At 34.5% G+C, this 25,897-nt stretch carries 21 protein-coding genes; 14 read left to right on the forward strand and 7 right to left on the reverse strand.

Annotated features, from left to right (window positions below; translation table 11 throughout):
• Positions 1-17: 17 nt before the first annotated feature.
• The 8 genes from ABID42_RS20780 (at position 18) to ABID42_RS20815 (ending at position 6,937) form a co-directional block, all read left to right on the forward strand.
• The gene (locus tag ABID42_RS20780) at positions 18-413 is read left to right on the forward strand and encodes a helix-turn-helix domain-containing protein (protein ID WP_367285299.1); all 396 of its coding nucleotides are present in this window, start codon (positions 18-20) and stop codon (positions 411-413) included.
• Positions 414-423: 10 nt separating this feature from the next.
• Positions 424-813 (forward strand): helix-turn-helix domain-containing protein, encoded by a 390-nt coding sequence (locus tag ABID42_RS20785; RefSeq protein WP_367284700.1) that lies wholly within the window; start codon positions 424-426, stop codon positions 811-813.
• Positions 814-1,041: 228 nt separating this feature from the next.
• Positions 1,042-1,644, forward strand: coding sequence for a hypothetical protein (locus tag ABID42_RS20790; RefSeq protein WP_367285300.1), 603 nt, complete (start codon positions 1,042-1,044; stop codon positions 1,642-1,644).
• Between the two features lie 261 nt (positions 1,645-1,905).
• Positions 1,906-3,150, forward strand: a complete 1,245-nt coding sequence (locus tag ABID42_RS20795; RefSeq protein WP_367285301.1) for an HNH endonuclease — start codon at positions 1,906-1,908, stop codon at positions 3,148-3,150.
• 253 nt (positions 3,151-3,403) lie between these two features.
• A complete protein-coding gene (locus ABID42_RS20800) occupies positions 3,404-3,976 on the forward strand; it encodes a hypothetical protein (protein ID WP_367285302.1) in 573 nt (190 codons plus the stop codon).
• Positions 3,977-3,995: 19 nt separating this feature from the next.
• Entirely contained in the window at positions 3,996-4,250 is a 255-nt protein-coding gene (locus tag ABID42_RS20805) for a hypothetical protein (RefSeq protein WP_367285303.1), read from the forward strand.
• 520 nt (positions 4,251-4,770) lie between these two features.
• On the forward strand, positions 4,771-5,667 hold the full coding sequence (locus ABID42_RS20810) for a serine hydrolase domain-containing protein (protein ID WP_367285304.1): 897 nt from the start codon (positions 4,771-4,773) through the stop codon (positions 5,665-5,667).
• A 277-nt stretch (positions 5,668-5,944) separates the two neighbouring features.
• A complete protein-coding gene (locus ABID42_RS20815; protein ID WP_367285305.1) occupies positions 5,945-6,937 on the forward strand; it encodes a S41 family peptidase in 993 nt (330 codons plus the stop codon).
• A 276-nt stretch (positions 6,938-7,213) separates the two neighbouring features.
• On the opposite strand, the gene ABID42_RS20820 is transcribed toward ABID42_RS20815, so the two are convergent.
• The 5 genes from ABID42_RS20820 to ABID42_RS20840 are packed head-to-tail and all read right to left on the reverse strand — an operon-like array spanning position 7,214 to position 15,278.
• Positions 7,214-10,324 carry a type I restriction endonuclease subunit R gene (locus ABID42_RS20820; RefSeq protein WP_367285306.1) on the reverse strand — a complete coding sequence of 1,037 codons (3,111 nt, stop codon included), beginning with the start codon at positions 10,322-10,324 and terminating at the stop codon, positions 7,214-7,216.
• A 1-nt stretch (position 10,325) separates the two neighbouring features.
• The gene (locus ABID42_RS20825; RefSeq protein ID WP_367285307.1) at positions 10,326-11,486 is read right to left on the reverse strand and encodes an AAA family ATPase; all 1,161 of its coding nucleotides are present in this window, start codon (positions 11,484-11,486) and stop codon (positions 10,326-10,328) included.
• A gap of 14 nt (positions 11,487-11,500) precedes the next feature.
• Positions 11,501-12,691, reverse strand: coding sequence for a restriction endonuclease subunit S (locus ABID42_RS20830; protein WP_367285308.1), 1,191 nt, complete (start codon positions 12,689-12,691; stop codon positions 11,501-11,503).
• A gap of 19 nt (positions 12,692-12,710) precedes the next feature.
• Positions 12,711-13,727 carry a PDDEXK nuclease domain-containing protein gene (locus ABID42_RS20835; RefSeq protein ID WP_367285309.1) on the reverse strand — a complete coding sequence of 339 codons (1,017 nt, stop codon included), beginning with the start codon at positions 13,725-13,727 and terminating at the stop codon, positions 12,711-12,713.
• 3 nt (positions 13,728-13,730) lie between these two features.
• Entirely contained in the window at positions 13,731-15,278 is a 1,548-nt protein-coding gene (locus tag ABID42_RS20840; RefSeq protein WP_367285310.1) for a type I restriction-modification system subunit M, read from the reverse strand.
• A 748-nt stretch (positions 15,279-16,026) separates the two neighbouring features.
• Here ABID42_RS20840 and ABID42_RS20845 point away from each other — a divergent pair.
• The 4 genes from ABID42_RS20845 (at position 16,027) to ABID42_RS20860 (ending at position 19,380) form a co-directional block, all read left to right on the forward strand.
• Positions 16,027-16,500, forward strand: coding sequence for a DUF1281 family ferredoxin-like fold protein (locus ABID42_RS20845; RefSeq protein ID WP_309922057.1), 474 nt, complete (start codon positions 16,027-16,029; stop codon positions 16,498-16,500).
• 468 nt (positions 16,501-16,968) lie between these two features.
• Positions 16,969-17,703 (forward strand): DUF6577 family protein, encoded by a 735-nt coding sequence (locus tag ABID42_RS20850; RefSeq protein WP_323327534.1) that lies wholly within the window; start codon positions 16,969-16,971, stop codon positions 17,701-17,703.
• Between the two features lie 5 nt (positions 17,704-17,708).
• Positions 17,709-18,767 (forward strand): nucleotidyl transferase AbiEii/AbiGii toxin family protein, encoded by a 1,059-nt coding sequence (locus ABID42_RS20855; protein ID WP_367285311.1) that lies wholly within the window; start codon positions 17,709-17,711, stop codon positions 18,765-18,767.
• A 457-nt stretch (positions 18,768-19,224) separates the two neighbouring features.
• Positions 19,225-19,380 carry a hypothetical protein gene (locus ABID42_RS20860; RefSeq protein WP_367285312.1) on the forward strand — a complete coding sequence of 52 codons (156 nt, stop codon included), beginning with the start codon at positions 19,225-19,227 and terminating at the stop codon, positions 19,378-19,380.
• Between the two features lie 626 nt (positions 19,381-20,006).
• Here ABID42_RS20860 and ABID42_RS20865 read toward each other — a convergent pair.
• Together ABID42_RS20865 and ABID42_RS20870 are read right to left on the reverse strand one after the other, a co-directional pair.
• A complete protein-coding gene (locus ABID42_RS20865; protein WP_367285313.1) occupies positions 20,007-20,711 on the reverse strand; it encodes a LytR/AlgR family response regulator transcription factor in 705 nt (234 codons plus the stop codon).
• Complete coding sequence (locus ABID42_RS20870; protein WP_367285314.1) at positions 20,708-21,337, reverse strand: sensor histidine kinase; 630 nt, start codon at positions 21,335-21,337, stop codon at positions 20,708-20,710. Before ABID42_RS20870 ends, ABID42_RS20865 begins: the two co-directional genes overlap by 4 nt.
• 367 nt (positions 21,338-21,704) lie before the next feature.
• Here ABID42_RS20870 and ABID42_RS20875 point away from each other — a divergent pair, with 367 nt between their 5' ends.
• Together ABID42_RS20875 and ABID42_RS20880 are read left to right on the forward strand one after the other, a co-directional pair.
• Positions 21,705-22,577 carry an ABC transporter ATP-binding protein gene (locus ABID42_RS20875; protein ID WP_367285315.1) on the forward strand — a complete coding sequence of 291 codons (873 nt, stop codon included), beginning with the start codon at positions 21,705-21,707 and terminating at the stop codon, positions 22,575-22,577.
• Between the two features lie 12 nt (positions 22,578-22,589).
• On the forward strand, positions 22,590-25,865 hold the full coding sequence (locus ABID42_RS20880) for an ABC transporter permease/M1 family aminopeptidase (RefSeq protein WP_367285316.1): 3,276 nt from the start codon (positions 22,590-22,592) through the stop codon (positions 25,863-25,865).
• The last annotated feature ends 32 nt before the right edge of the window (positions 25,866-25,897 follow it).

The following is a 25,897-nucleotide window of genomic DNA, read 5'->3' on the forward strand; positions in this document are numbered from 1 at the left end:
GGGAAAAATAAACAATTATGGAATCAAAATTTCATCTTAAGCCAAAGAAGGTACATTTGGGAAGGAACATCGCTAGAATTAGGGCATATAGAGGTATAAAGCAAACTACTTTAGCCACTGAACTAAGTTGGACTCAACAACAATTGTCAAGCCTTGAAAAGCAAGAGGATATTGCGGATGATATTCTTGAGCAAGTAGCAGATATATTAGGCGTTACTATTGAAATTATTAAAGAGTTTGATGAAAGAGCTGTAATTTATAATATCAATAATTATAATGATATTCATGATAATGTTTTTAATGCAGGGGCATCTACGATTACTTACAGTGAGCCAAGCGACAAAATTATCGACCTTTATGAAAGATTATTGAATTTGTTAGAGATAGAAAAATCAAAAACTAACCAAAAATAGTTAATATAATATGGGCACTTTTGAACATCAAAAAAATCATTTGGGAAGGAAGATTGAGCGCATACGCAGTTTGCGTGGAATGACACAATCTCAACTTGGAGAAAAATTAGGAGGAATTAGTAAGCAGGCTGTAAGTAAAATAGAACAAAGTGAAAATTTAGACGATGAACGACTTACAGAAATAGCCAACGCCTTAGGTGTTGTTCCAGATGGATTGAAAAAGTATAATGAAGAATCCATTCTTTATTGTACGGCTAACTTTTATGAAGGTAGCCATTCGGTAAACACTAATATAAATACAATTATTAACGAACCTGTGGACAAAATTATCGAGCTTTACGAAAGAAAGTTCCAAACGCTAAAGGATGAAATTATTAAGGCGTTGAAAGAAGGTAAGTGATTTATTCATAGGATACAGAAGATGAATCATTAGAGAGGCTATGATGTGGTATTTAAGCGTTAAATGAAAAGTTAATACAAAACAATACAAAAAGTACGACATCAATAGTGCAACAGAAAATAGGAATAACACAAAAAAATACAAAAAGTACTACAAAACTTTCGCATATTAGCGAGTTAGCAGAAATCATAAACCAACTACATTAACAAACATTTAAAACTTTTAATTATGGATTTAAGTAATGAAATCATTGAGGAATTAGCAACTAAAGGGCTCATTTTGAAATATGGTGAAACAGAAGGAAAGGTTATTTCTTTTATGCTATTTGGGAAATTTGGTTTAAAGGGTTTAGCAGATATTGAAGACATTGTTAAAAGAGCAACCGATAAAAGAAATTCAAATGTTTCCAAAGAGTTGACCGAAGAAATGGCAGCGGATTTGATTATGGATATTTTTGTTGAAAGTATGCATGTTGTTTTAAAAAATGCAGGTGTAACAATCTTAGAAAGATTTGAAAATCCACTATTAGTTTTATCAATTTTATTTAAACCTGTAAAATTAGGAAACGCAGAGTTGCCACCAGAAATTAGAGCACAAATGGAATATCAACCCGAAATAGAAAACCAAGAAAAACCAAAACAAGAACCCCAAAATGCTCCAACAAATAACCCTGTTCCAGAGCCTCATCACATGAAAGAGGATACAAAAAAGGATTTTGAAGTACATCAAAATACAAAAGAAGCAAAGGAAGCAAAGGAAGCAAAAGAAGCGAAGGAAGCAAAAGAAGCAAAAGAAATGCCTGGAGACGGTCCAAAATTACCTTTAGGATAAACAGACTTCTGCTAACATGGGGTTTTGCAATATTGGGGCTTAACGGAATAACAATGGGCATTTGTAATTCTATGTGGTTTTGGTTTCGACGGACGAATATCTATTTTACTTTTTGTTGTTACCTTAAACAAAAGTTTTTCAATCAGCAGCATTCCTAGGCAGACGGAATTCTATTTCCCCAACATCGCAAAGCCCTGTTCGTTGGTGGTCATGCTATGAGGACAGTGCTAACTCAAACTGACAGTCCTAAAAATATCGATTATGAAAACTTGCATCATTTGTAGAAAGGAGAAAGAAAATTTTAATGACGAACATGTAATCCCTGACTCAATTCAGGGTTATTATCACATTGACAAAGTTTGTGTGCACTGTAACTCTAAACTCGGGACTAACATTGACCACACTTTAACAAACCACAAGTTCATTGAGTTTCAAAGACACTTACAAAACATAAAAGGCAAATCAGGTAATGTGCCTAATCCTCTTAAAGGGTTGCATACATTGAAAGATGACCCTGAGCAAAAAGTTATTTTAGAGGTTGACGATGATGGAAAGTTTATTCCGAGACTGCTTCCAAACATACCTGACTTTAAGAAGGAAGCAATTACCGATTCCTTTACAATCAAAATTGACAAAAGGGACGAAGACAAAATAGAGCAAATCGTTGACAAAATCCTTAAAAGAAATGGTCTTGACAAAAGCAAAATCATATCTACAAAGACTTATGGAGAGAATGAACACCCTTGGTTACACTCAACTTTAGTTATAGACACACACGACTTTAAAGCTGGCATTTTAAAAATCGCTTACGAGTTTGCTGTTGATACAGTTCCAGAGTATTTCAATGACGACCAAGCAAAGGTTATTTCACAAATACTCTTAGACGCTGACTTTAAAAACTTAGACAAGAAAGTTACTTTTTTAGGCAGCGGATTTGACAAGTTAATTTTACAACCCTTTGAGCATTTAATAGAGTTTGAAAACAACAACCACTACTTGATTTTATTTTCGTGTGATATGGGGTTACTCTGCTTCGTAAATCTATTTAATGCTTTTTCTATATGCATAAAGTTAAGCGACAAGACGGACTACTTTCACGACAATCTCTTTGTCGGCAAGAACGATTTAACCGCAAGAACCTACAAGCGTTACGATATTACTCAATTACTCCAAAGCACTTATACACCCATGAGTTATAGATTTCAGCATTGGTTTCCCGACCAAGAATCTGCAAACGAGTTTTTGCAAATGGAAAAGCAAACTGACTTTGGGTATTACTCTGTAAACGACAAAATCCCCTTTTATGACAAGGACGGAAAAGTTGTTTATGAAAACATTGACGACAAACTGCTTTCCTTACCGAGAGTAGCAAAGGGAGACACGAAAAATGTAATGATTACGGAGTTTGTTTTAGATGAAGAGTTATACATCCGACTTCTACCATCAAATAAACTTTACGCAGTAGTTTCAGCCCAGACAGAACAATTTAGAGTTGGTAAAATATGACACAGCACAAGTTCGGACAGACAAAAGCACGAACCGCTAACATTGCATTGGCAATATGGCGGAGCGACGAATATACCCTCAGCTTTTGGTTCGCTAATCAGCTTCGGTTCCAGCCGACGAATAACACGAAGCATCAGAATAAACAATGAGCTTTTGTATCTTTAATCAGTAGCGGCGCCGGGCAGACGGAACACAGAATACCGCCACATCGCCAATGCTTCAACGTTGGCAGTAATTTTAAAGCGACATCAAAATGACAGAATCAACGATTAAAATAGACGATATAACTTTCAAAATATTTAAACATTCCGAAACGGAAGTTCAACAACTAAATGAAGCCAACAACAGTGGACGAAAATTAGCTGGAACTTACACATATGATATTCATAAACCACATAATCCGACAGGGGAATATCACATTCATTTACGAAACAATGGAAATGAAATTTTATCAATGAATAAAAGTGGGACAGCTCATGATGGTTATCACGGGATTAGAATTCCAAACAAAGCATTTAAAGAACTTAAAAAACAATTGCAAGGCTGGACGTGGCCAAATAATCAAATACTTGAATCACTACAACACACTTATATTTTGAACAAAAACGCAACAGACTACTTACGACCGGTACAAGTATTTAAACATAAGAATTACGACTTACAAGAAGTAGATTCATTCGTAGGTTTTTTTCACCAATTTGCAGAAGACCCTTTTTTAACAGGTGGAAATGGCGGTTGGAAAGAAAGAACTATTGCACTTATTGAAACAGAAGACGGCTACGTTAGGAAAATTCCTGTTACATGTTTTAAATTCACAGACGTATAAACATTTAATTTTTTAAAATATGACATTACACATTTTTAATTGCTCAAAGCATAAATTAAGAACAGGTTTGACAGCAGACAAAACAGGAGCAAACTTACCCGCCAATGCTTGTCAAGGCGGTAGTTGGATATATTGGGAAACAATAGATATGAATTTAGGCGAGCCACCAAGAATAGGGACAGCACCTACAAATGCAATATTAGAAGCCATTGCAAAAGACGGTTACTTCATAAATGAAACAACAATAACATTTGAAGAAAAAATAGTGAAATAAAATCTCAAACTAGTCGTAGGTTGTTTCCTATGACTCAAAATGTTAAAAATCGTCCCGCTTGTACAATGTATCAGGGATAAATATTCCTTTTACCTTAAAACATTTTAATATTTTCAATAAGCCCTTTCGTGCGTGAGGCTCTTCCTTGTTTTTGGTCTTAGGATTTACTAAGGCTAGTTTGGGATTGATACTTCAGGATTAAAAAATGGAATGGGTTTAGAACGGGAATAGTGCTATGTTATAGTCAAGATTAAAGGATAATTACTTCGTTTTAAGGAAAAAAACTGCAAACATGCGTATTATTTACGAGTTGGTGTCAATTATGACAAACCGCTCGATTAAAACAAGACAACAAAAAATAAAGACATTTTTAATGACACAAACATTCAGACTTTTAATCATTTTTTTAGCAACCCTTTTAATAAGTTGTAGTAGTTATGGACAAGAAAAAGACGACTATTCTTCCAAAATAGATAGTTTAATCAAAATGACAAATCCGAGAAGTTTCAACGGAGTAATTTTGATTACTCAAAAAGGTAAAACAAAATATAAAAAAGCATTTGGATATTCAAATTTGGAAAACAAAACTCCTTTAAAAACCAAAGACAATTTTATTATTATGTCAAACAGTAAACAAATTACAGCTGTTTTGACTTTAAAAGAAGTTGAAAAAGGGAAAATTGATTTACAAAGTCCAGTTAGAAAATATTTACCCAACTTGCTCCAAACTTGGGCAGACACTGTTACAGTTCACCATTTATTGAACTTCTCTGCTGGAATAACTGATATTGACAAACCCTTGATTTTTAAACCAAGTTCAGACTTTAAATATGGCAACACGACTTATATAATGCTTGGAAAGATAATAGAAAAAGTTACTGGCAGAAGATATATTGATGTAGCAAATGATTTGTTTAAAGCATTGAAAATGAAAAACACATTTTGTTTCGAGCAAGGGAAAGAACAAAATCGAGTTCAAGGTTATCGAAACACAAACAATAATTTTGCAATAGTAGAAAAGCCAATTGAAAATAATGATATGGTTTCTGCGGCTGGAATTATCTCAAATGTAATTGACTTAAATACTTGGGACAAATTATTACACAAAGGAAAAATCCTAAAACCAGAAACCTATAAACTAATGACAACTTATAGTATTACTGCACAACATAACGCTTTTGGAAAAGAAAAAATAGGTTACGGTTATGGCATAAGAATAAGTGACAAAACTCCAATCAAATATGTAGGACACACAGGTGGCGGTTCAGGTTTTGTATCATTTAAAGTATACTTTCCAAAAACAGACGTGGATGTAGTTGTATTAGAAAATCAATCTAATGAGAACATAGACTTATTTTATGAATTTGAAATTAAAATTAGAGAAATCGTAATGAATAGTAGCTTAATGAAAAAATAACTGCCACCAATAACTAAGCGTTTGTGGTAACTGAAAGCCAAACAATGATGAAGGCATGGCGGACGGCTAGTCTAGCGGTCGGCTTCGGAGGTTTCTTTTATGGAGTTGTCGTTTAATTTGGAGATTTTAGAAGAGCAGGTTTTGCCTGCTTTTTTTGTTTTTAAGGGCTTCAGATGTTTCTATTTTGTCATCCTAAAAATAGTTTGTAATTTATACAAAGATAGAACTTTGAAAAGCCAAATGTTACCAGAGGTTTATCAGTTCAATACCATCATTGGTGGCAATTTCTGACACTCCAAGAATTTTAAATGTTTTAAAAATAATCTATCGTATGAAATATCTATTGACAATATTTTTTGTAATAATGTTTGCTCTTAATTCTTTTAGTCAAATTAAAGATAAAGAGGAATTAAAAAAAGTATCAAATGAGATACTGACATACATTAACAAATACTCAATAGTAACAGACTCCATAAATTGGAAAGAATTCAATGAGGACATTTCAACGAAAATTGCACAATTGAATGACATAGATTCAAATGAAATTATTTTTTCTTCAATTTTAAATAAGTTACGACAGTATGGGGACTTTCATTCATTTTATTATGATAAGTCTAAATCAACAAAATTGGTATCAAACGATACGGCTTTAATATACCCATCCTCAAAAATTATTGACAATTCAATTGGTTACCTTTTTTTACCTACACATCTATCAATGAATCAGAAAGAAAATTTTATTTATACCGATACATTAAGAAAACAAATTGAATTATTAGATAAAAAATATCTCATAAAAGGCTGGGTTGTAGATTTAAGAGAAAATAGAGGTGGAAATATGTGGCCAATGTTAGCAGGGCTAAACCCAATTATTGAAGATGGCACTGTTGGATATTTTGTAACTAAAGGCAAAGCAATAAAATGGAAAAGCAATTCTAAAAATACTTATAAATGCAAAAACTTAAATAATAAGATAGCAATATTAATTGATACATTAACTGCAAGTAGTGGCGAAATGACAGCAATATCATTATTAGGCAGAAAAAATTCTAAATCATTTGGTAAAAGAACAAGTGGTTATACTACAGCAAACCAAAACTATAAATTATCAAACGGAGCAATGCTTTTTTTAGCGACTGCCTATTGTGAAGATAGAACAAAGAAAAAATATATTGGAAGAATAACTCCTGATGTTGAAGTTTTAGATAATGCAGAAACCATGATTGAATATAAAAAGTGGGTCCTTGAAAAAATAAACTGCCTTCGCTAGTCTAAGTGTTTCTCACTTAAACCAACAAATAAGTAGGTTGTTTCCTACGCCTCAAAATGTTAAAGAGGGTCACGCTAGTACAATGTATCAGGGATAAATATTCCTTTTGCCTTTAAACATTTTAGTATATTCAATATGCCCTTTCCAGCGTGAGGCTGTTCCTTGTTTTAGGTCTTAGAGAGCCTAAGACTAGTTGGAGTAAAAATAACCACCCAACGAGCTGGTATAGGAAAATGTTGACCAGTTAGTACTATTTTTACAAATAGCTTTCTGTCGTTAAAGCTGTCCACCAACACCCTTAAACTTCTCGATAAATGCGGTAATCTTTTGAAAGATACGCTGTTTTTTGGTCAAATACTGTGGGTTTAATGGACTCATCTTAGGTAAAATAGCATTCAGTTCTGTTCCGTTTTCCGAAGCATATTCACGCTTTAAGGATGTTGTAATATATCTTTTTGCTGCTTCTACATTCAAATTCTCTTCTGTAATTAGTTCAGAAGCTTCCATTTTCTGTTTATCTTGGGCGTATGAGAAGAATGCATCTATAATGTTTGCCTTATCTTGAATAGCATCAAGCTCTGTTTCATTAATAAAATCAACAACCAAACTTTCTTTAGCTCTATTGGCTATGCTGGCACGGATAACCCTACGAATTTCTTCTACTAACTCAACTTTATCTTTATTTTTTTTATTGTTTTCAAAAATTAATTCAAGAATATAGTCTAAGTTGATTTCTTGTGATTTAAGCAGGTCTATTTCAAAAACTACATCATCCCAATCAATTTTTGATTCTTCGGTTGCTGCACCGCTTTTTTGCTGTCTTAGCCAGTCACGAATATCATTATAAGTGGAACGATAATCTTGAACAGTTCTTTCTTTTAGCAATTCAATTGCTTGCATACCAGCTATATCATCATCCGTTACAAAATGAGCTTCTTTGAATGCTTCTACTGCTTTGTCATCATGTATATCGATTGTTTGGAGTGCTTTGACATGCGTAAACTCATCATAATTCTGTAAGATGTTTTCTACACGCAAGTACTCTCCAAATAGCTTTGAGAACTCTTTTTTGTCTTTCTCCGTAACTATTTCATCAGGATTTGGAAACTTCTCATTTAATTCTTTTACAATATCCTTATAACCTCTGCGTGCTTCTCCTGTGGCAATGTCTGTAAAGCCTTCCAAATATTCTTTGTAACTCTTTTCAAGGACTATGTTTTTGGTGCTGCTATCTCCAAACAGCGTAATGGCATCAATAGTTGCTTTTTCTAAATCTCTGAAAGTAACAATATTACCAAAGGTTTTTGTGGCATCATAAATACGGTTGGTACGTGAAAAAGCTTGCATTAAGCCATGATAACGCAGATTCTTATCAATAAACAGCGTATTAAGTGTAGGGGCATCAAACCCTGTAAGGAACATACCAACAACGATGATAAGGTCAACCTCTTTACTCTTTACACGTTTGGCAAGGTCTCGATAATAATCTTGAAACCCTTTACTATCAATACCATAATTCATTTTAAACATGGCATTATAGTCATTGATGGCTTTTGTTAAAAATTCCTTGGCACTGCTATCCATTGCCGAGGGTTCAAAAGTCTCATCCACGATAGTACCTATGGCATTCTGTTCTTCATTGGCTGCAAAGGAGAAGATTGTTGCTATTTTTAGTGGCTTATCGCCATCTTTTTGCAAACGGTTTAGTTCCTCATAATAACATTTGGCGGCATCAACACTACTTACTGCAAACATGGCATTAAAACCTTTGTTACTCCCTTGATTTCTATGGGTTTTTAGCCTGAAATTCTGTAAAATATACTGAGAAATTTCTTTGATACGAGCAGGATGAAGTAAAGCTGTTCTGTTTTCTGCTGCACTCAGTTTTTGCTCATCTTGTTCTGATTCTATCCCTTTAAAGAGTGGACGAACATTGTTATAATCAACTTTGAATTTTAGTACTTTTTCATCTCTAATGGCATCCGTAATTACGTAAGAATGTAACTCTCTACCAAATACGCTTTGGGTACTCTCTGCTCCAAGAGCGTTTATTCCTGCGAAAATGGGCGTTCCTGTAAAACCAAATTGATAGAACTTTTTAAACTTTTTGTTCAAGTTCTTTTGTGCTTCGCCAAATTGTGAACGATGGCACTCATCAAAGATGAATACTACTTGCTTTTGATAGATGCCTAAGTCACTCTCACTTTTCATGAGGTTATTCAGCTTCTGAATGGTGGTAACAATGATTTTATTATCATCCTTTTCAATATTCCGCTTTAAGCCTGCTGTACTGTCTGAACCGTTCACACTATCGGGCGAAAATTTCTTATACTCATTCATGGTTTGATAGTCTAAATCCTTTCTATCTACCACAAAGAATACTTTATCAATGAAACTCATTTGCGTGGCTAACTGTGCGACTTTAAAACTCGTAAGGGTTTTGCCTGAGCCTGTAGTATGCCAAATAAAACCGCCACTTTCGGTTTTGGACCAATTTTTAGCTTGATACGAACTAGCTATTTTCCATAATATTCTTTCTGTGGCTGCAATCTGATAGGGTCTCATAATTAGCAGCGTATCGCTGGTATCAAAAACCGAATAGGTGAGCAATACATTTAAAAGTGTTTGTTTCTGAAAAAACGTTGCCGTAAAGTCTTTTAGGTCTTTTATCAAGGTATTGTCAGCCCTTGCCCAGTTCATCGTAAAGTCAAAGCTGTTTTTATTTCGCTCTACAGTGTTGGCAAAATAACGGCTGTCTGTACCATTTGAGATAACAAAAATCTGTACATATTTAAAGAGAGAGTTTTTACTATTAAAACTCTCTTTAGTATAACGGTGTACTTGATTAAAAGCTTCTCGGATAGCCACTCCACGCTTTTTTAGTTCTACTTGCACTAAAGGCAAACCATTGACTAATATGGTTACATCATAACGGTTGGCTTGTGTGCCTTTTTGTTCAAATTGTGATATTACCTGTACTTTATTACGGGCAATATTCTTTTTATCAACTAAGTAGATATTTTGGATATGTCCATCATCAAATACAAAATCGTAAATATAATTATCATGTATCTTCCTTGTTTTTTCAACAAGGTTATCACTTGGCTTGTCTAAATATTCCTCTATAAATCGTTTCCATTCACTATCCAAAAAACTCATGTTGTTGAGTGCCTGTAATTGAACTCTTACATTGGCAAACATGGCTTCCATCGTGCTAAGGTCGGAGCGATATTCATAACCTTGATTCTGTAAATCTTGGATTAGCTCTTTCTCTAAAGCTGCTTCTGTTTGATAGCTAACAGATAATTCAAAAACTTCTGAAAGTTTAGTATATCTATCAAGGACTATGAAGTTATTTGATTCTGCGATGGTATTATACTGTGACATTTTATTCTGTTTCGCTATTATTAACAATTGTATTAAAGTGGTAAACGCTTTTTACTTCACTCACTAAGAAACTTAACACTCTCTTGTCATTATCATCAATAATTGAAATTTCTTCTCCATTATGTTTAGAATGACTTGAGAGATTGATTATTCGTCTATAATATGCTTCACGTGACTCTTGTGGCAAAAGGTCTTCCCATTTATTGTATCCAAGAAAGGTGGACGTTTTTTCTAAAATGTTACGAAGAAAATTATAGTGATACTTTTGAATATTCCCAGAAGCTATTGCCTTTTCAAGTTCAGATAAAAGAAAAAGATGATAAGAAAAAGGTGAGTCTTTGGGCTGGACATCAAGTGAAAAAGTACCATCACTCAATTTTTCTAATCGTTTCTTTTCACAGTGTTTGGGTTTGTAACCAAAACGAGAATCAGCATTGTTAAATTCATTGAATAGCACATTATAAAATAAAGGATTGTGTGTTGTAATAATGAATTTTAATTCCGAAGTGCTTGACTTAATTAACTCCGCAATATTTACAGCCAATTCAATTAGATGTGTATCATCTAGTGAACTCACGGGGTCATCAATAAACACATATTTTAAATTGTCAAACTGATTGGTGGCTCGTTCGTCTGGTTCTGGAACGTTTAAAATCTCAACAATTTGTTCAAGTAGGCTGTAAAATACGCACCAAATAAAATTACTTTCTTCTCCTTTGGATATTTTTATATTATTAACACTTTGGTCATCACCTCGTTCTATTGAAAATGTCACCTCAGAAAAATCTGAGCTGAATCTTGGTGTTAAGAATTGATTAGTATAATGTTGAAAGTTAGAGGCTATGTTACCATCAAGACCTTGGTCTTTAAGAAAACCGAGAGCCAAATTAGTAAAACCATTGGGACGTATGGTAAGTTTTCTATTTAGGTCAGCATCCAAATCATTGTCCCAGTAGAATAAGTCTTCTGTAAACGCATTGTAATACATTATTTTAATAGCTGATTCTTCTTGCTCCTCTGCATCAATTTCTTTGGGAGCTATCAACTCTTTAAATTCACGTGATAAACGAGTTTTACCTATGCCATTAAAGGCATAGATTAACTGCACTTTTTTGTTAAAACCCTTTAATTCCTGTGCTATTTCGGTTAATGACTGACCCATATTATACTTTTAAATTACTCTTTTGGAAAAGTTAATAATAAATCCCGATAATACTCATATTGCTGCTTCCGTAATGCTATCTCCTTTGGCAATCCTTCACTCATTGAAGTAGTGAGGGTATCGAATTTGTCGAGAATGGAAACAATACGAGCTTGTTCATCTGGTGAAGGAACTGGTATTTTAATTTTCGCTAAATCATCAGCATTTACACGTCTTACTTTTGTACCTGTTATAAAAGACCTTTTTTGTTTTTGAAATTGTTCTGTTTGAAAAAAATACGCAACGTACTTGGGATTTAAACTGTGAGTATAAAAACACGCATCACTGCTTACTGCTATATCTTCATCTCCTAGCCACGCTACTGCTTTACACACATCTTCATCATTTTCACTTGTAGTTGCAATAATCAAATCGCCATACTTTGCCATACGAGCTTTTTTAGCAAATTCTTCAGATACAAATGTTTTTGTTTTATTCGTATATGTTCCGTAGTACGTGTAGATTTGACCATAGTGAATACAACCAACCCCTGTTTCAGTAAAGTCTTTTTTCTGTAATCCACCACCTCGAATAAATTTACCAATATTTTCATTGCCCATAGGTAAATGTTGTACTTCTCCCTCTTCAAAGCTTAACAATTGCTCTCGATAATACTCATACTGCTTTTTACGAGCTGTAAGCTCTGCTGTAAGCTCTGCTGTAAGCTCTGCTGTAAGCTCGGAAAAAGTATCAAGAATACGAACAATTTTTTGTTGAATTTCGAGAGATTTTTTTTGGTTTTCTGGGCATGGAATGGGAATAGGAATTTTTTCAATAACTGGTGCATCTAATGTAGGAATACCAGCCTTTCTAACTCTGGATTGTAAGAAATGTTGCTCCCCGATTAGAAAGTAATAAAGAAATTTATTGTTTAACTTTTCTGAATGTTCAATACTATAACAACCATCAGAAGACCAAAAGTCAACATCACTATATCCCACAGTACCTGCTGAAGCTCCAACATTTATTATCATTACGGAATTTGCGGGTCTATTTTTTTGTTCGTAATAACCCAAAGGCTCCAAACCTCCATGAAAAACAGGAAACTTCTTATCACTTGATAGTTGCTCTCTAGTCAATCTTCGTCCACGAAGTACATTTGTTACCTCCCCCAAAGTTTTCCACTCCACCTCAACACCTTCTAATAATTTATCTAAATAGCTCATGCTTTTATTATCGTAATAATTAGTTGTTATAGGCTTTTATTTCATTTACCAACAAGTCTTGTAATTGGTCTTTTGGTAATAAAAGCTGATATTCTGCCACGCCAATAGGTTTATTGATGTCTTGAAGGGCAATTTCTACATCTAAATGGTCTTTATCAGCACAAAGAATAATTCCGATAGAATTATTTTCGGTTTCGCCCTTCTCCAATTTATCAAGCAACGACAGGTATAAATTCATTTTGCCTACATATTCGGCTTTAAAACTTCCTATTTTTAATTCAACAGCCACCAAACTTCGCAAACCACGATGAAAAAAAAGCATATCTACAAAATACTCTTTGTTATTGTATTCTAAGCGGTGTTGGTTACCGATAAACGTAAAGCCTTTGCCTAATTCCAAGACAAAGTTTTTGATTTTTTCTACCAATCGTTTTTCTAATTCGGTTTCTTTTACTTTCTCGGTAATGCCCAAAAAGCCAAGATTGTAACGGTCTTTAAACACTTCATTGGCATAATCTGCATCAATGGCAGCAAGTGTTTCGTTAAAATTGTGTGATTTAATTTGTGTTTGATGATGGCTGAAACTATCCATTTTGATGGCATTGAGCAACCAATCTCTGCTCCAGCCTTTAGCTATTGCTTCGTTGGCATAAAAAAGTACAGCTTCGAGCGACTGAACCTTATTGATTAGCAACAAATTATGCCCCCATGGCAAAACTGCGACAGCCTGTCGCAGTTTTAAGTCTGCCAAATAGTAACGCTCATAAAACCGTTTCATATCCCACAAATTGCGGGGCGATAAGCCCATATCGGGAAATTCTTTTTTGAGGTCAACCGAAAGTTGATTGACCACCGCACTACCGTAACCTTCGGCTAATTGTTTTTCAGCAATCAACTTACCAAGATTCCAATAAATTGATTGTGTGGCACTGTTTAATTGTTTGGCAACAATTATTCTGGTTGTACGAATTTGCTCAACCGCTTGTTTCAAAATACTTTCGTATTCTTCTTTTTTTAGGCTTATTTCTTGGCTCATCGTTTAACCTTCAATCTCGTTTATAATGGCATCAATACTGCTACGTAGTGCATTTATTTTCTCTACGGTTGTGGCAATCTCTGCGTTTAGTTGTACAATATCTACTTTCTCACGGGTATCTTTTGTTTCTATATAAGAGCTTACCGAAAGGTTATAATCGTTTGCTGCAATAATGGCATTGTCGATAGATTTTGCTACATGTTCAACATCTTCTTTGCTATCAAACATTTCCATAATCTTTTCAATGTGGTCATCATTAAGCACATTGTTGTTGGTAGCTTTCTTGAAGAAATCTTCCCCACTTACATCAATAAACTGCGTTTTGGTATCAGGCTTACGCTTTGAAAGTACCAGAATAGTAACAGCGATAGAAGTACCAAAGAAAAGGTTGGGAGCTAAAGAGATAACAGTCTCCACAAAGTTATTGTCAACCAAATATTTTCTAATCTTCTGTTCAGCCCCACCACGGTAAAAGATACCCGGAAAACAAACCAAAGCCGCCCTACCTTTACCAGAAAGATAACTAAGTGCATGCAATACAAAAGCAAAATCGGCTTTAGATTTAGGAGCAAGCACCCCAGCAGGAGCAAAACGGTCGTCATTAATCAACGTAGGGTCACCGTCACCAATCCATGGTATAGAGTAAGGCGGATTAGAAACAATGGCATCAAAAGGTTTATCATCACCAAAGTGTGGGTCTGTGAGCGTATTACCGAGGGCAATATTAAACTTGTCGTAGTTGACATTGTGCAAAAACATATTCATACGAGCCAAGTTATAGGTCGTATGGTTTATTTCCTGCCCAAAGAAGCCTTCTTCAATAAGATGGTTATCAAAGTGTTTTTTGGCTTGCAACAATAAAGAGCCCGAACCCGCCGCAGGATCGTATATTTTATTGACGGTGGTCTGCTTGTGCATGGCTAATTGTGCAATCAGCTTTGATACACTTTGTGGCGTAAAAAACTCACCCCCCGATTTCCCTGCATTAGCGGCATAATTAGAAATTAGAAATTCATAAGCATCGCCAAAAAGGTCTATTTGGCTATCTTCAAAATTTCCAAAATTCAGTTCAGCAACTCCTTTGATAACCGCTGCCAAACGGCTGTTTTTATGTTCAACGGTATTGCCAAGCCGTGTACTTGTCGTATCAAAATCAGCAAATAATCCTTTTATATCTTCTTCAGAAGGATAACCGTTTGCTGAACTTTCGATGGCATCAAAAATATCTTTTAAGTCGGTATTAAGATTAGTATTGGTATTGGCAGTTTTAGCGATATTTACAAAAAGTTGACTGGGATAAATAAAATACCCTTTTGTTTTGATGGCATCATCTTTTATATCGGGCATTATAATTTCATCAGATAAGTCGGCATATTTGATACTGTCATCACCGCCTTCAATATAATTAGTAAAATTTTCACTGATAAATCGATAGAATAGCGTTCCTAATACAAACTGTTTAAAATCCCACCCATCCACTGAGCCACGTACCTCGTTGGCTATTTTCCATATTTTAGCTTGTAATTCTGCTCGTTGATTTGTACTTATCATTTTTTAATAAATCTTTTGGGTTTAATCTCTCTTCCAATACTTCTTTCATGCTCTTCATGTCTGTTTGAAAAATGGTCGCTAAGATAGACCTAATATTTTAACTATCTCCTTTTGCAATATGAAATTAATGGAATTATTGTCAATCTCAAACTGACCCTAGGTTGCTTCCTACGACTCAAAATGTTAAAGAGTGTCACGATCGTACAGAAGCCGATGAAGCTCCTAACAAACCGCACTTGAAAATATTTCCTCTTTCCATCAGCATTTTTTGTGTCGTTTACGTAGCTACTAAGCCATATTGAATTAAGTCATCAGAATCACCTATTTAGAAATCCTGCTACATGAAAATGCAGGTTCTGTCATCACAAGTTCCCCCTTTCCTAAACGCTTTTTCCATTGGCTTCCACATAGGCTTTTATTCAAGAGCCAGATGCTGTTTTGTCCCATTTCAAGAGCAAAGGTATGAACGTGTTCTTAACCCAGAAACAAGGTCAAGCCTTGTGTTTGCCCAAAAAATCTCCACCCATGCGGGTCGTATTTATTTGGTAAAACCTTGTTCCTGCTAAACACTAACCTTTTATGCTCATGAAACGAAACAAAGCATACTCCGGCTCTTTACACGAATAAAAAAAATGTCAGACATGAAAATATACAGTATTGAAAATGGCAATAAAGAGAAACGAAACAGCACCACCTCTCATTGCCGAATAAATCTAAATAAATCACATCAAATTCAATAATATAAAATATGGCAAATTGGTGCAGTAATATGGTTGTCTTCGAGGGAAGTACCGAAGCAATCAAACAGATACAACAGCTTTTCGAAGCAATGAAGGAAAACGAAGAGAAAACCGAAAAAGGGCAACTACCCGACTTTACAGACAATACTAACGGAGGTTATTTTTTCAATATCTATTGGAACGAGGGAGACGAAGGCATATTTCAGTATGAGACAAGATGGGCACCCAATTCCGAAATATTAAGAACGATAGCAGAACGGTATCTTTTGAACTTTACTCATGACTATGAGGAAATGGGCAACAATATATACGGTAGAGCAAGTTACCAAAATGAAATACTGGACGATGTATGTTTAAGCGATGAAGAATTGGAATTATTTTCGTTTGACGAAGAAACTGATACCTATCATTTTGAAGGAGAAGTCTACGAAATTGAATATGAGATATTGGAAATTCTTCTGGAACGAAAACTATCTTTCTGAAATTAACAGATTTAAAGGTTTGTTGCCTCAATGTAACAAACCTTTAAAAGCTATAATTGCTCTAATGTATAGCATACCAATTAGTTTTAACTTGATTAAGAATATCTTTCTACCACAGTCTGGCAGATTTTACCAGAAAAAAAATTTGATGGATTCAAACCACATTTAAGGAGGCGGAACTTTATCAACTCTTTACTTAACATAATATTTATTATACAATTTGACATATGCTACTGATTTAACTTGACACTTAAACGTTAAGTTCTTGAATATCAATGAATTGAAAATAAATAAAAATTAAACGATTGAAAGGATTGCTAAATCAAATGTCTGAAAAAAGAGAAAACACAGAAATATATATAACAACTATCATCATAATTATTTCCTATTTATCGGCACATAAATACATTTGCTGCCGAAATATTAATTTTGTATCTTTGTGATTGAAAATTAATATTTCGTAAGAAAATGAAGATTCAGAATATACATACGACTGATTTACGTCCAATTTTTGTGAAAAATCATGAATTGGATAGAGAAAGTATAGAAGACTATCTCAGAACGATTGGTAACTATAATGTTGAATATACCTTGAACAGTTTAGTTAAAAATGGTTTGCTCGAAAGAACAGGTAGAGGAAGATATTCACTTGGATTGAAACGGCAAATTTATTCCCCACCCTTAGAAAACGAAATCAAAAGAGTTTACGGATTAATTCAAGAAGAAAAACCATTACTTGAATGTTGTGTTTGGAGAACCTCCATTATCAATGAATTTACCTTACATCAAGCGGGGCGATTTGCCCAAATAGTTGAAATAGAACGAGACGGATTAGAAGCAGTCTTTGATTTATTACGTGACCATTACCCAAATGTCTATCTAAATCCATCGGATGAATTATTGGATAGATATATCGTTTACCAGAATGATGCTATCGTTATCGTTCCTTTAACCTCAGAAGCTCCAACGCAAGTTATTGATGGTATCAGAACGATAACAATTGAAAAGCTTTTAGTGGATTTAATAGTTGATGTTAAACTTTATGAGTCATTTCAAGGAGCAGAACTTGCTTATATTATCAAAGAAGCATTCCGTAAATATCCAATTAATAAGGATAAAATGTTACGATACGCCAGGCGACGACGGAAAGGTAATAATGTTGAAAGTATGATTGAAATGAGTTTACAATTAGAAGATTTTTAAAAATTATGATTGATAAAAAAGTAAGTCACTCCCTTGAATGGCTCAATAAATTTTCTCAGTTAAATAACGGTGCGGATAAAATTTTGGTTGAAAAAACGGTGAGGGCATTAACTTTATTAGAAGGTTTAGTCGAAAGTAAACTGAATTTTATTTTCAAAGGTGGAACGGCTTTAATGTTGATGCAGCAAAATAATCCCAAAAGACTTTCGATTGATATTGACATTATTATCCCCAAAGTATCGGATGATTTATTAGATATTTTGAAACAAGTGTCAGAAAATCAAGGATTTAGTAGAGTTGAAGGACAAGAAAGAAATTCTGAAATAAATATTACAAAAGAGCATTTTAAGTTTTTTTATATTCCCACACACCTAACAAATCAGTCAGAAGACTATATATTATTGGACATCTTGTATGAAGAAAATCCATATCAAAAAGTAGTTAAAACCCCCATCAATTCACCATTTTTGTTTCAAAACGGTGAGAGCCAAACAGTTAAAACTCCTTCATTTGAAGATATACTTGGGGATAAAATGACAGCTTTCGCACCCAATACAACAGGTATTCCATACTATAAAGGGAAGTTTTCAAAAAGTATGGAGATTGTTAAACAATTGTATGATGTTGCCAATTTATTAGAATCAATCAATGACCTTTCCATCGTTAGAAAAACATTCAAGCGTTTAGCTCAAATAGAATCACAATATCGTGAATTAGAGATTACATACGATGATGTATTGCGTGATACTTACCAAACGTGTTTATGTTTGGCTCTGCGAGGAACAGATGGAATAGGGAATTTTGAAGAACTCCTTTCTGGCATCAAAAAGGTAAGCCGATTTATGTTTTCAGAAAATTTTAGCTATGAAAAGGTAGTAGTAATGACAGGTAAAATTGCCTACCTTACCCGTTTAGTAGCTAATGACGAAACCGAAGTACGCCTTTTTAAAGGAGCAAAAACCGTTAAAGATTTATTAATAGTACAACCACACAATACTAAACTAAATAAGCTGAAAAAGCAGTACCCAGAGGCTTTTTGGTATTGGTGGCTGGCGACACAATAATTATTGAATGTTAAATTTCATTACGAATTTGAAGATAAATTCGTAATACTCCTACAACACCAAACATTTGAAAAATAAGAACTACTAAAAATAATTTTGAATAAAATAATGGCAAAAATAGTAGAAGAAGGATTTGATTTATTTTCTTAAAAGATTAACCCAACAGCCACAGAACACAATAAAGTAATCAAGCATAAAAAACGGCACATCGTTGCCTAAAAAATAAGCTCAATTGTTTTTTTTTAATATAGGTTCTTATGGCAACGGAACAGGAATAAGACATCATTCTTATACAGATTATTTTGCAGTCTTACCCTCCAAAATGTTACATTATAATTCATCTATGGCGTTACGTGAAACCAAATAAATATTACAAAGTAAATTTCCTAATACAAATAAAATTGAAGTTGGAACGCCAGTAATTAAAGTTCCATTTGGACAATACGCTTCTGAAACGATGGAAATAATACCTTGTTATTTTTATGGACTAAGCAATACACCACTTAGTCAATTTGAGTCTTTTAGAATTCCTGATGGAAAAGGCAATTGGTACACTTCGAGTCCAAAAGCACATAATGTGTATGTCGAAAATCAAAACAAAAAATTTGGTTGAGAACTTAAATCGTTAATTAGATTAATAAAATCATGGAAATACTATAATAATGTTTCTATTCAATCTTTTTATTTAGAATTGAGTGCTACTAAATATCTTAAAAAAGATTCTTTTCTTTTTTAAGATAAGTTGGATATGTTTCATTTTTGTCTGTTTTTAAGTGGTATCACAAGTTTTAATCCTGACCATTTTTCGTCAATGGCACAAACTTCTATGTCCACCAATCCATTGTTAAGTGCTATGCCCCGAACTATATTTCCGTCTAAGTCGGTTTCAATCTTTGCTGATTTTTTATACCACGAAATCCAAATTATTCCGTTTCATATGCTACTGATTTAACTTGACACTTAAATGTTAAGTATATGAATATCAATGAGTTGAAAAGAAATAAAAAAATCGTAACTTGATACTTTACCTCCGAAAAGTAGTCGAAAGTTACCGTGCTGGATTCGTTTGCTAATAGAGAATTTTTCAACTAATTTATTAGCAGTCAATAGTCATTTCGTCTGTAATTGGGTCAAAATTGTAGTTAATCTGAGGAAAGTCGTTTTGTATAGTTCATTGAGAACTCTCAATAATTTTCATCCAAATTCAAGCAATAAAATACATTGGAAATTTTGTTTCTCTTATTTTAAAAGCCGCTCTAACTGTACCTTAAATAATTTCCCAATAGGCACCGTGTAGTTATCAAGAAATATCTGATTTCCCTCTATGCGTTTGATGTGCTTCTGTGCTACCATAAACGACCGATGTACCTGAACAAAACTGTCAATAGGCATGAGTTCAATCATAGAAGCTAATTTTCCACGGGTAGTAATGATTTCTTCTTTTAGTACAATTTTAATATAGTTGCCCGATGACTCAATAAACAAAATATCATCCATTACAATTTGAATGTATTTATTATCTGAACGTAGGAAAAACCTTGCTTGCTTTTCATCGCTCACTGTACTTTGCGTGTTAGATGGTACTTTGGGAGTATCTGTACGTACCTTATTGACCGCTTTCAAAAAACGTTCGAATGAAAAAGGTTTAAGTAAATAATCAACAATGTTTAATTCGTAACCCTCTAAGGCGTGTTCTTTATAAGCAGTAGTAACAATTACTTTTGGTGAATGAGACAGTGTTTTTAGAAATTCGAAGCCCTTCAGTTTAGGCATATTCAAGTCCAGAAAAATCAAATCTACCTCGTTATGACTGAGGTATTCAATGGCTTCGATGGCATCGTAGCAGTGCTGCATCAATTGCATATTGGGCAATAGCGAGCAATACTTTTTGATGATGTCGTGTGCCACCGATTCGTCATCCACTATAATATATTTAGTACTCATAAAGTAAGTCTTAATCTAATTGTATAAATATCTGCACGCTTAGAAGTTATTTCTAATTCATGTTTGTTCAAATAAACCAATTCTAGTCGCTTTTTCAAATTATTCAGACCAATGCCTTGAGTCCCAACTTGTTCCTCAATGTCAAAATTGTTTTCAATTTCAAAATCAATATTTTGTGATGTAGCTTTTAAGTGAATATATACAAACGCATCTTTTCTGAGTTTTTCTACACCATGCTTGAAAGCATTTTCAACCATAATAATCAAGAGTAATGGCATAATTTTAACACGCCTATCTTCTACATCTACATCAAAGCGAACGGTAATTTCTTTGTGGTATCGCATTTTATGCAAATCCATGTAGTTTTCAAGATAAGTAATTTCATCCGCTAAGGTAACCCAATCATTTTGTCCTTCATAAATACTATACCGCATCATGTCGGATAATTTGAGAATTAACTGCTGTGCTTTAGCGGTGTCTTTTTCTACTAATCCATACAAATTATTCAAGGTATTGAAAAAAAAGTGCGGATTAACCTGACTCTTCAAGTGCATTAACTCAGCTTGTGTTTTATCTTTTTTGAGTCGAAGTATGACTTTAATCTGATTGATTAGCCAGCGTATCATCCAAACCATCATCGAAATGAAAAATAGTAAAATGAAAATGTGATAGTCTTCTTCTTTTCCAAAAAAATCGTTAAAAATCACCAGTAACATAGTGGTCACGATGAAAAAGTAAGGCACCAGCCTTTTAAGAAATTGCTTATCGAATAGTTTTTGCCGTAAAGTCATTCCACAAAACTACACAAAAAATTAAGCCCCGTCGATTGGTTGTTACAGATTTATCAGTAGGCGTGATAAACGTACTGTTTACTGTTATCAAGTGCTTTTGCCACACAGCACCAGCAATTCATACCTATCTGAAGTACGCCTGTCCCAGTTCTTTTTATAGCCATTCTATTCATTTTAATATTGGGTCAAAATTAAATTAATCATGGATAATCTAATAATTACTGACCTTTCTAAAACATACAACAATGGAGTTAAAGCACTCCAAAACGTATCATTACAAATACCCGTGGGGATGTTTGGACTGCTGGGACCAAATGGAGCTGGTAAATCAACCCTCATGCGTACAATAGCGACCTTACAGGAAGCCGATTCTGGAAGTATTCAATTGGGGAATCTCAATATTTTAGAAAACAAGAATGAATTGAAAAAAGTACTGGGTTACCTACCTCAACAATTTGGTGTATATCCAGCACTATCTGCTGAAATGCTATTGAATCATCTAGCGGTGCTAAAAGGGATTATAAACCGAAAAGAGCGTAAAGAAATGATACACGCCCTTCTTAACAAAGTAAACCTATATGAGGTTCGGAGGCAGAAACTGGGGGAGTTTTCTGGAGGAATGAAACAACGCTTTGGCATTGCTCAGGCATTGTTGAACAACCCTAAGTTGCTGATAGTTGATGAGCCAACAGCAGGTTTAGACCCAGTAGAACGCAACAGATTCTATAATTTATTAAGTGAAGTAGGTGAGCATACCATCGTAATTCTCTCAACGCATATCGTTGATGATGTGAAAGAATTATGTCCAAGGATGGCCATCATTAACAAAGGGAAGGTGGTTATTCAGGGAAATCCCTCCCAAATCATCGAAACTCTTCAAGGAAGAGTGTATGAAAAGACGATACTCAAAAACGAATTGGAACAATACAAAAAGGAATATCAGGTCATCAGTGAGCGCCTGTATTTAGGAAATCAAATTGTTCATGTAATCAGTGATACACACCCAGGCTCAACCTTCAAACTTATTGAAGCCAACCTAGAAGATGTATATATGTCTCAAATTTTCAACAGCTAATATTAACGCACCATGCTATACGAATTTTTTATATTTGAAATTAAATACCGTTTAAAGCGACCTGAAACCTATTTCTTTTTTCTGCTGCTATTTTTATTCTCCGCAGTGGGCGTGGAGTTTGTTTTTCAGGGCATAGATTTAGGATTAGTGAAAAAGAATTCTCCACTGGTGATTGCTAAAACCATGGGAGCGATAACTGGATTGTCGATGATTATTGCGTCCATGATTATGGGCGTTCCTGTACTTCGTGATTTTCAGTACGACGTTACTTCACTTATTTATGTTAATCCTATTTCCAAAAGGAAATACCTCTTGGGCCGTTTTTTAGGCTCTTTTGTGGTGTTGCTATTTATTTTCAGTGCTTTGCTTTGGGGGATGATAGTGGGAGAATTATTGCCATGGAATAATCCAAACGATTTTTTGTCTTTTCAATTGATCAATTATCTACAGCCCTTTCTTTGGGTGGTTTTACCTACTTTGTTTTTTGGTGCTGCTGTATTTTTTACCACTGGGGCGCTCAGCAAAAATTTAATGGTCGTATATACTCAAGGTGTAGTCATTTTTGTATTGTTTATGATTACTAAAGGCATTACGAATGAAACATTTCAAGCCTTACTGGATCCCTTTTCGCTTACCACATTAACTAAAGCAACCAAAGGCTGGACGGTAATGGATAGAAATTATCTGCTGATTCCTATGTCGGGGATTATGCTACTTAACAAACTTTTCTGGGTAGGCTTGGGTATTCTGGCATTAGCGATTGGCTATATCAAGTTTCAATTGATGCTCATCAATGAAAAGACTTTCAATAAAAAGCAAAAACAAAAAGTAAAAACCTTACCAGTTACTTTCATTAAGAGCCTACCCACGGTTACACCTGTCTTTCATATCAAGGCACAGCTCATTCAGCTATTGCTCAATGCTTGGTTTCATAGTTTGTCTATTCTCAAACTCATTTCCTTTTGGGCGATTATTCTGTGTTGCTTCATTATTATTCTTATCAATTCGGTGAGTTTAGGCACATCGTATGGAGTAGATAGTTATCCAACTACCTATTTAATTATTGAAGAATTGCGAGAGATGTCCATTTACTTCTTCATGATTATTTTAGTCTTTTATGCTGGTGAAATCATGTGGAAGGAAAGGGATGTAAAGCTTAACCTCATTCATGATGCTGCGCCGATTTCTAGTTTTATTAACGTGAGTAGCAGATTTTTAGGATTATTATTCATTTATGTCATTGTCATGCTTTCGCTCATTGTTGCAGGTGTGCTGTTTCAAACATTGAACGGCTACTATCAATACGAGTTGGATGTCTATATCTTTGGCTTTTTTGTGGAACTATTTCCATTTCTGGCTCTTTATACCTTTGCAGCCATGTTTTTTCAGGCACTTACTGGTAACAAGTTTATGGGGATGCTCGCAACCATCGCATTCGCTATCATCAACGTAGCCATTGGCATATTTGGTTTGGAACATGCCTTACTTAACTTTGGTGGACAGGCACTTGCCGCATACTCGGATATGAATGGTTATGGACACTTTCTGAGTTCCTATCTGTGGGTAAAAATCTATTGGGTATTGTTTGGTTTACTACTCTTGATTTTCACCAGTGTTTTGATGGTAAAGGGAGTCGAAACGGGCTTGAGTAAACGATGGACGAGCGGACTAAAGCAAATAGGAAAACCGTTGAGGATTTTCAGTTTAGTTTGTCTGACGCTCTTCATCAGTATAGGAGCTTATATCTTTTACAATACCAATGTGTTAAATGAATTTTGGACTAAGGGTGAGCAAAATAATTTTAGAGTTGGTTATGAAAAGACGTTGAAACATTTTGAATATATTCCACAGCCCAAAATTACAGATGTTAATCTAAAAGTTGAGCTGTACCCATCACAAAGAGCATATAAAATTGCAGGTTCTTATGTGCTTATCAATACTTCACCATTACCCATTCGGGAAATTCACGTCCAAAAACTAATGGCGTCAAATGTAGCATTAACGGATGTAACCTTTGACCGTCCTGTAACAACAAACAGCAAGTACAAAAAATATCATTATATCATTTACCAATTGAGTCAAGCATTAGCACCAGGTGATACAATGAAAATGAATTTTAAACAGACTTTACAGCCAAAGGGTTTTGAAACTGACAATACTGATATAGATGTAGTGTATAACGGTACTTTTTTTGACAATGCCGTATTACCAAGTTTTGGTTATCAGAAAAAATATGAAATGCAGGATGAGGACAATCGAAAAGATTTTGAGCTGGCTCCAAGACTGCAAAAAGCCAAACGAGATGATGTAAGGGAACTGGTGAATGCACGCACTGGAAGTGATTCGGATGGAATTAACTTAGATATTCTAATCAGTACAGAAGCACCACAAACAGCACTAACTTCTGGCGATTTACTAGCGACATGGACAACAAGTGACCGCAATTATTTTCATTACAAAACCAATCAACGGATTATCCATTTTTATCCCATTGTATCAGGCCAGTATGAAGTAATGAAAAACACCTGCATTCCGTCAGGTAATATTTCAAAGGAGCGGGTTAATTTAGAGATTTATTACCAAAAAGGACATGAGTACAACCTGAAGCGTATGATGGAATCTATGAAAATGTCCTTGGATTATTACAGTAAACATTTCAGTCCTTATCAATACAAACAACTCCGTATTGTGGAGTTTCCAAGGTATCGAACATTTGCCCAATCTCTGCCAGGCATTATTCCATTTTCGGAAGCTATCGGCTTTGTGATGAACATTGATGATGAAAAAGATGTTGACATGGCATTTTATATTACTGCCCATGAAGTGGCTCACCAGTGGTGGGGTTTACAACTGGAAGCTGCAAACGTACAGGGACAAAATATGATTTTGGAAACACTGGCGCAGTATTCAGCCATCATGGTGCTTAAAGAAAAATACCCAGATAAAAAAGTTCAGCAATTTTTGAAGTTCCAATTGGATGAATACACAGAAGCTAACTTAAAGTCTAGCAAGAAGGAAAGTCCACTGACGTTGGTTGAAAATGAAGAACACATTTACTACAACAAAGGAGCACTTGCGATGTATGAATTACAGGAACAAATTGGAGAAAAAAATGTAAACATCGCTTTACAGCATTTTCTTAATGATTGGCATTCTTTCAACAACCCGAAAAAGCCAAATCGTTATTCGACCACTCTGGATTTGATTCAGTATTTTCGTGAAGTAGCTTCGAATTCTAAGAAACATGTTATAACAGAATTGTTTGAACAGGTGAATAGTATTAAGTAAAGCAATATCGGTCTCCTATTGCCCACATAAAG

Origin of the sequence: Arcicella rosea (assembly GCF_040543805.1) — a bacterium.
In the GTDB taxonomy this organism is placed as follows: domain Bacteria; phylum Bacteroidota; class Bacteroidia; order Cytophagales; family Spirosomataceae; genus Arcicella; species Arcicella rosea.

Excerpts from the sequence above, each read along its gene's own strand:
- ABID42_RS20835 (WP_367285309.1), bottom strand. The coding sequence starts at position 13,727 with ATGAGCCAAGAAATAAGCCTAAAAAAAGAAGAATACGAAAGTATTTTG.
- ABID42_RS20845 (WP_309922057.1), top strand. The coding sequence starts at position 16,027 with ATGGCAAATTGGTGCAGTAATATGGTTGTCTTCGAGGGAAGTACCGAA.
- ABID42_RS20855 (WP_367285311.1), top strand. The coding sequence starts at position 17,709 with ATGATTGATAAAAAAGTAAGTCACTCCCTTGAATGGCTCAATAAATTT.
- ABID42_RS20820 (WP_367285306.1), bottom strand. The coding sequence starts at position 10,324 with ATGTCACAGTATAATACCATCGCAGAATCAAATAACTTCATAGTCCTT.
- ABID42_RS20785 (WP_367284700.1), top strand. The coding sequence starts at position 424 with ATGGGCACTTTTGAACATCAAAAAAATCATTTGGGAAGGAAGATTGAG.
- ABID42_RS20805 (WP_367285303.1), top strand. The coding sequence starts at position 3,996 with ATGACATTACACATTTTTAATTGCTCAAAGCATAAATTAAGAACAGGT.
- ABID42_RS20800 (WP_367285302.1), top strand. The coding sequence starts at position 3,404 with ATGACAGAATCAACGATTAAAATAGACGATATAACTTTCAAAATATTT.
- ABID42_RS20840 (WP_367285310.1), bottom strand. The coding sequence starts at position 15,278 with ATGATAAGTACAAATCAACGAGCAGAATTACAAGCTAAAATATGGAAA.
- ABID42_RS20780 (WP_367285299.1), top strand. The coding sequence starts at position 18 with ATGGAATCAAAATTTCATCTTAAGCCAAAGAAGGTACATTTGGGAAGG.
- ABID42_RS20850 (WP_323327534.1), top strand. The coding sequence starts at position 16,969 with ATGAAGATTCAGAATATACATACGACTGATTTACGTCCAATTTTTGTG.
- ABID42_RS20880 (WP_367285316.1), top strand. The coding sequence starts at position 22,590 with ATGCTATACGAATTTTTTATATTTGAAATTAAATACCGTTTAAAGCGA.
- ABID42_RS20870 (WP_367285314.1), bottom strand. The coding sequence starts at position 21,337 with ATGATACGCTGGCTAATCAATCAGATTAAAGTCATACTTCGACTCAAA.
- ABID42_RS20875 (WP_367285315.1), top strand. The coding sequence starts at position 21,705 with ATGGATAATCTAATAATTACTGACCTTTCTAAAACATACAACAATGGA.
- ABID42_RS20795 (WP_367285301.1), top strand. The coding sequence starts at position 1,906 with ATGAAAACTTGCATCATTTGTAGAAAGGAGAAAGAAAATTTTAATGAC.
- ABID42_RS20860 (WP_367285312.1), top strand. The coding sequence starts at position 19,225 with ATGGAAATAATACCTTGTTATTTTTATGGACTAAGCAATACACCACTT.
- ABID42_RS20830 (WP_367285308.1), bottom strand. The coding sequence starts at position 12,691 with ATGAGCTATTTAGATAAATTATTAGAAGGTGTTGAGGTGGAGTGGAAA.
- ABID42_RS20865 (WP_367285313.1), bottom strand. The coding sequence starts at position 20,711 with ATGAGTACTAAATATATTATAGTGGATGACGAATCGGTGGCACACGAC.
- ABID42_RS20790 (WP_367285300.1), top strand. The coding sequence starts at position 1,042 with ATGGATTTAAGTAATGAAATCATTGAGGAATTAGCAACTAAAGGGCTC.
- ABID42_RS20825 (WP_367285307.1), bottom strand. The coding sequence starts at position 11,486 with ATGGGTCAGTCATTAACCGAAATAGCACAGGAATTAAAGGGTTTTAAC.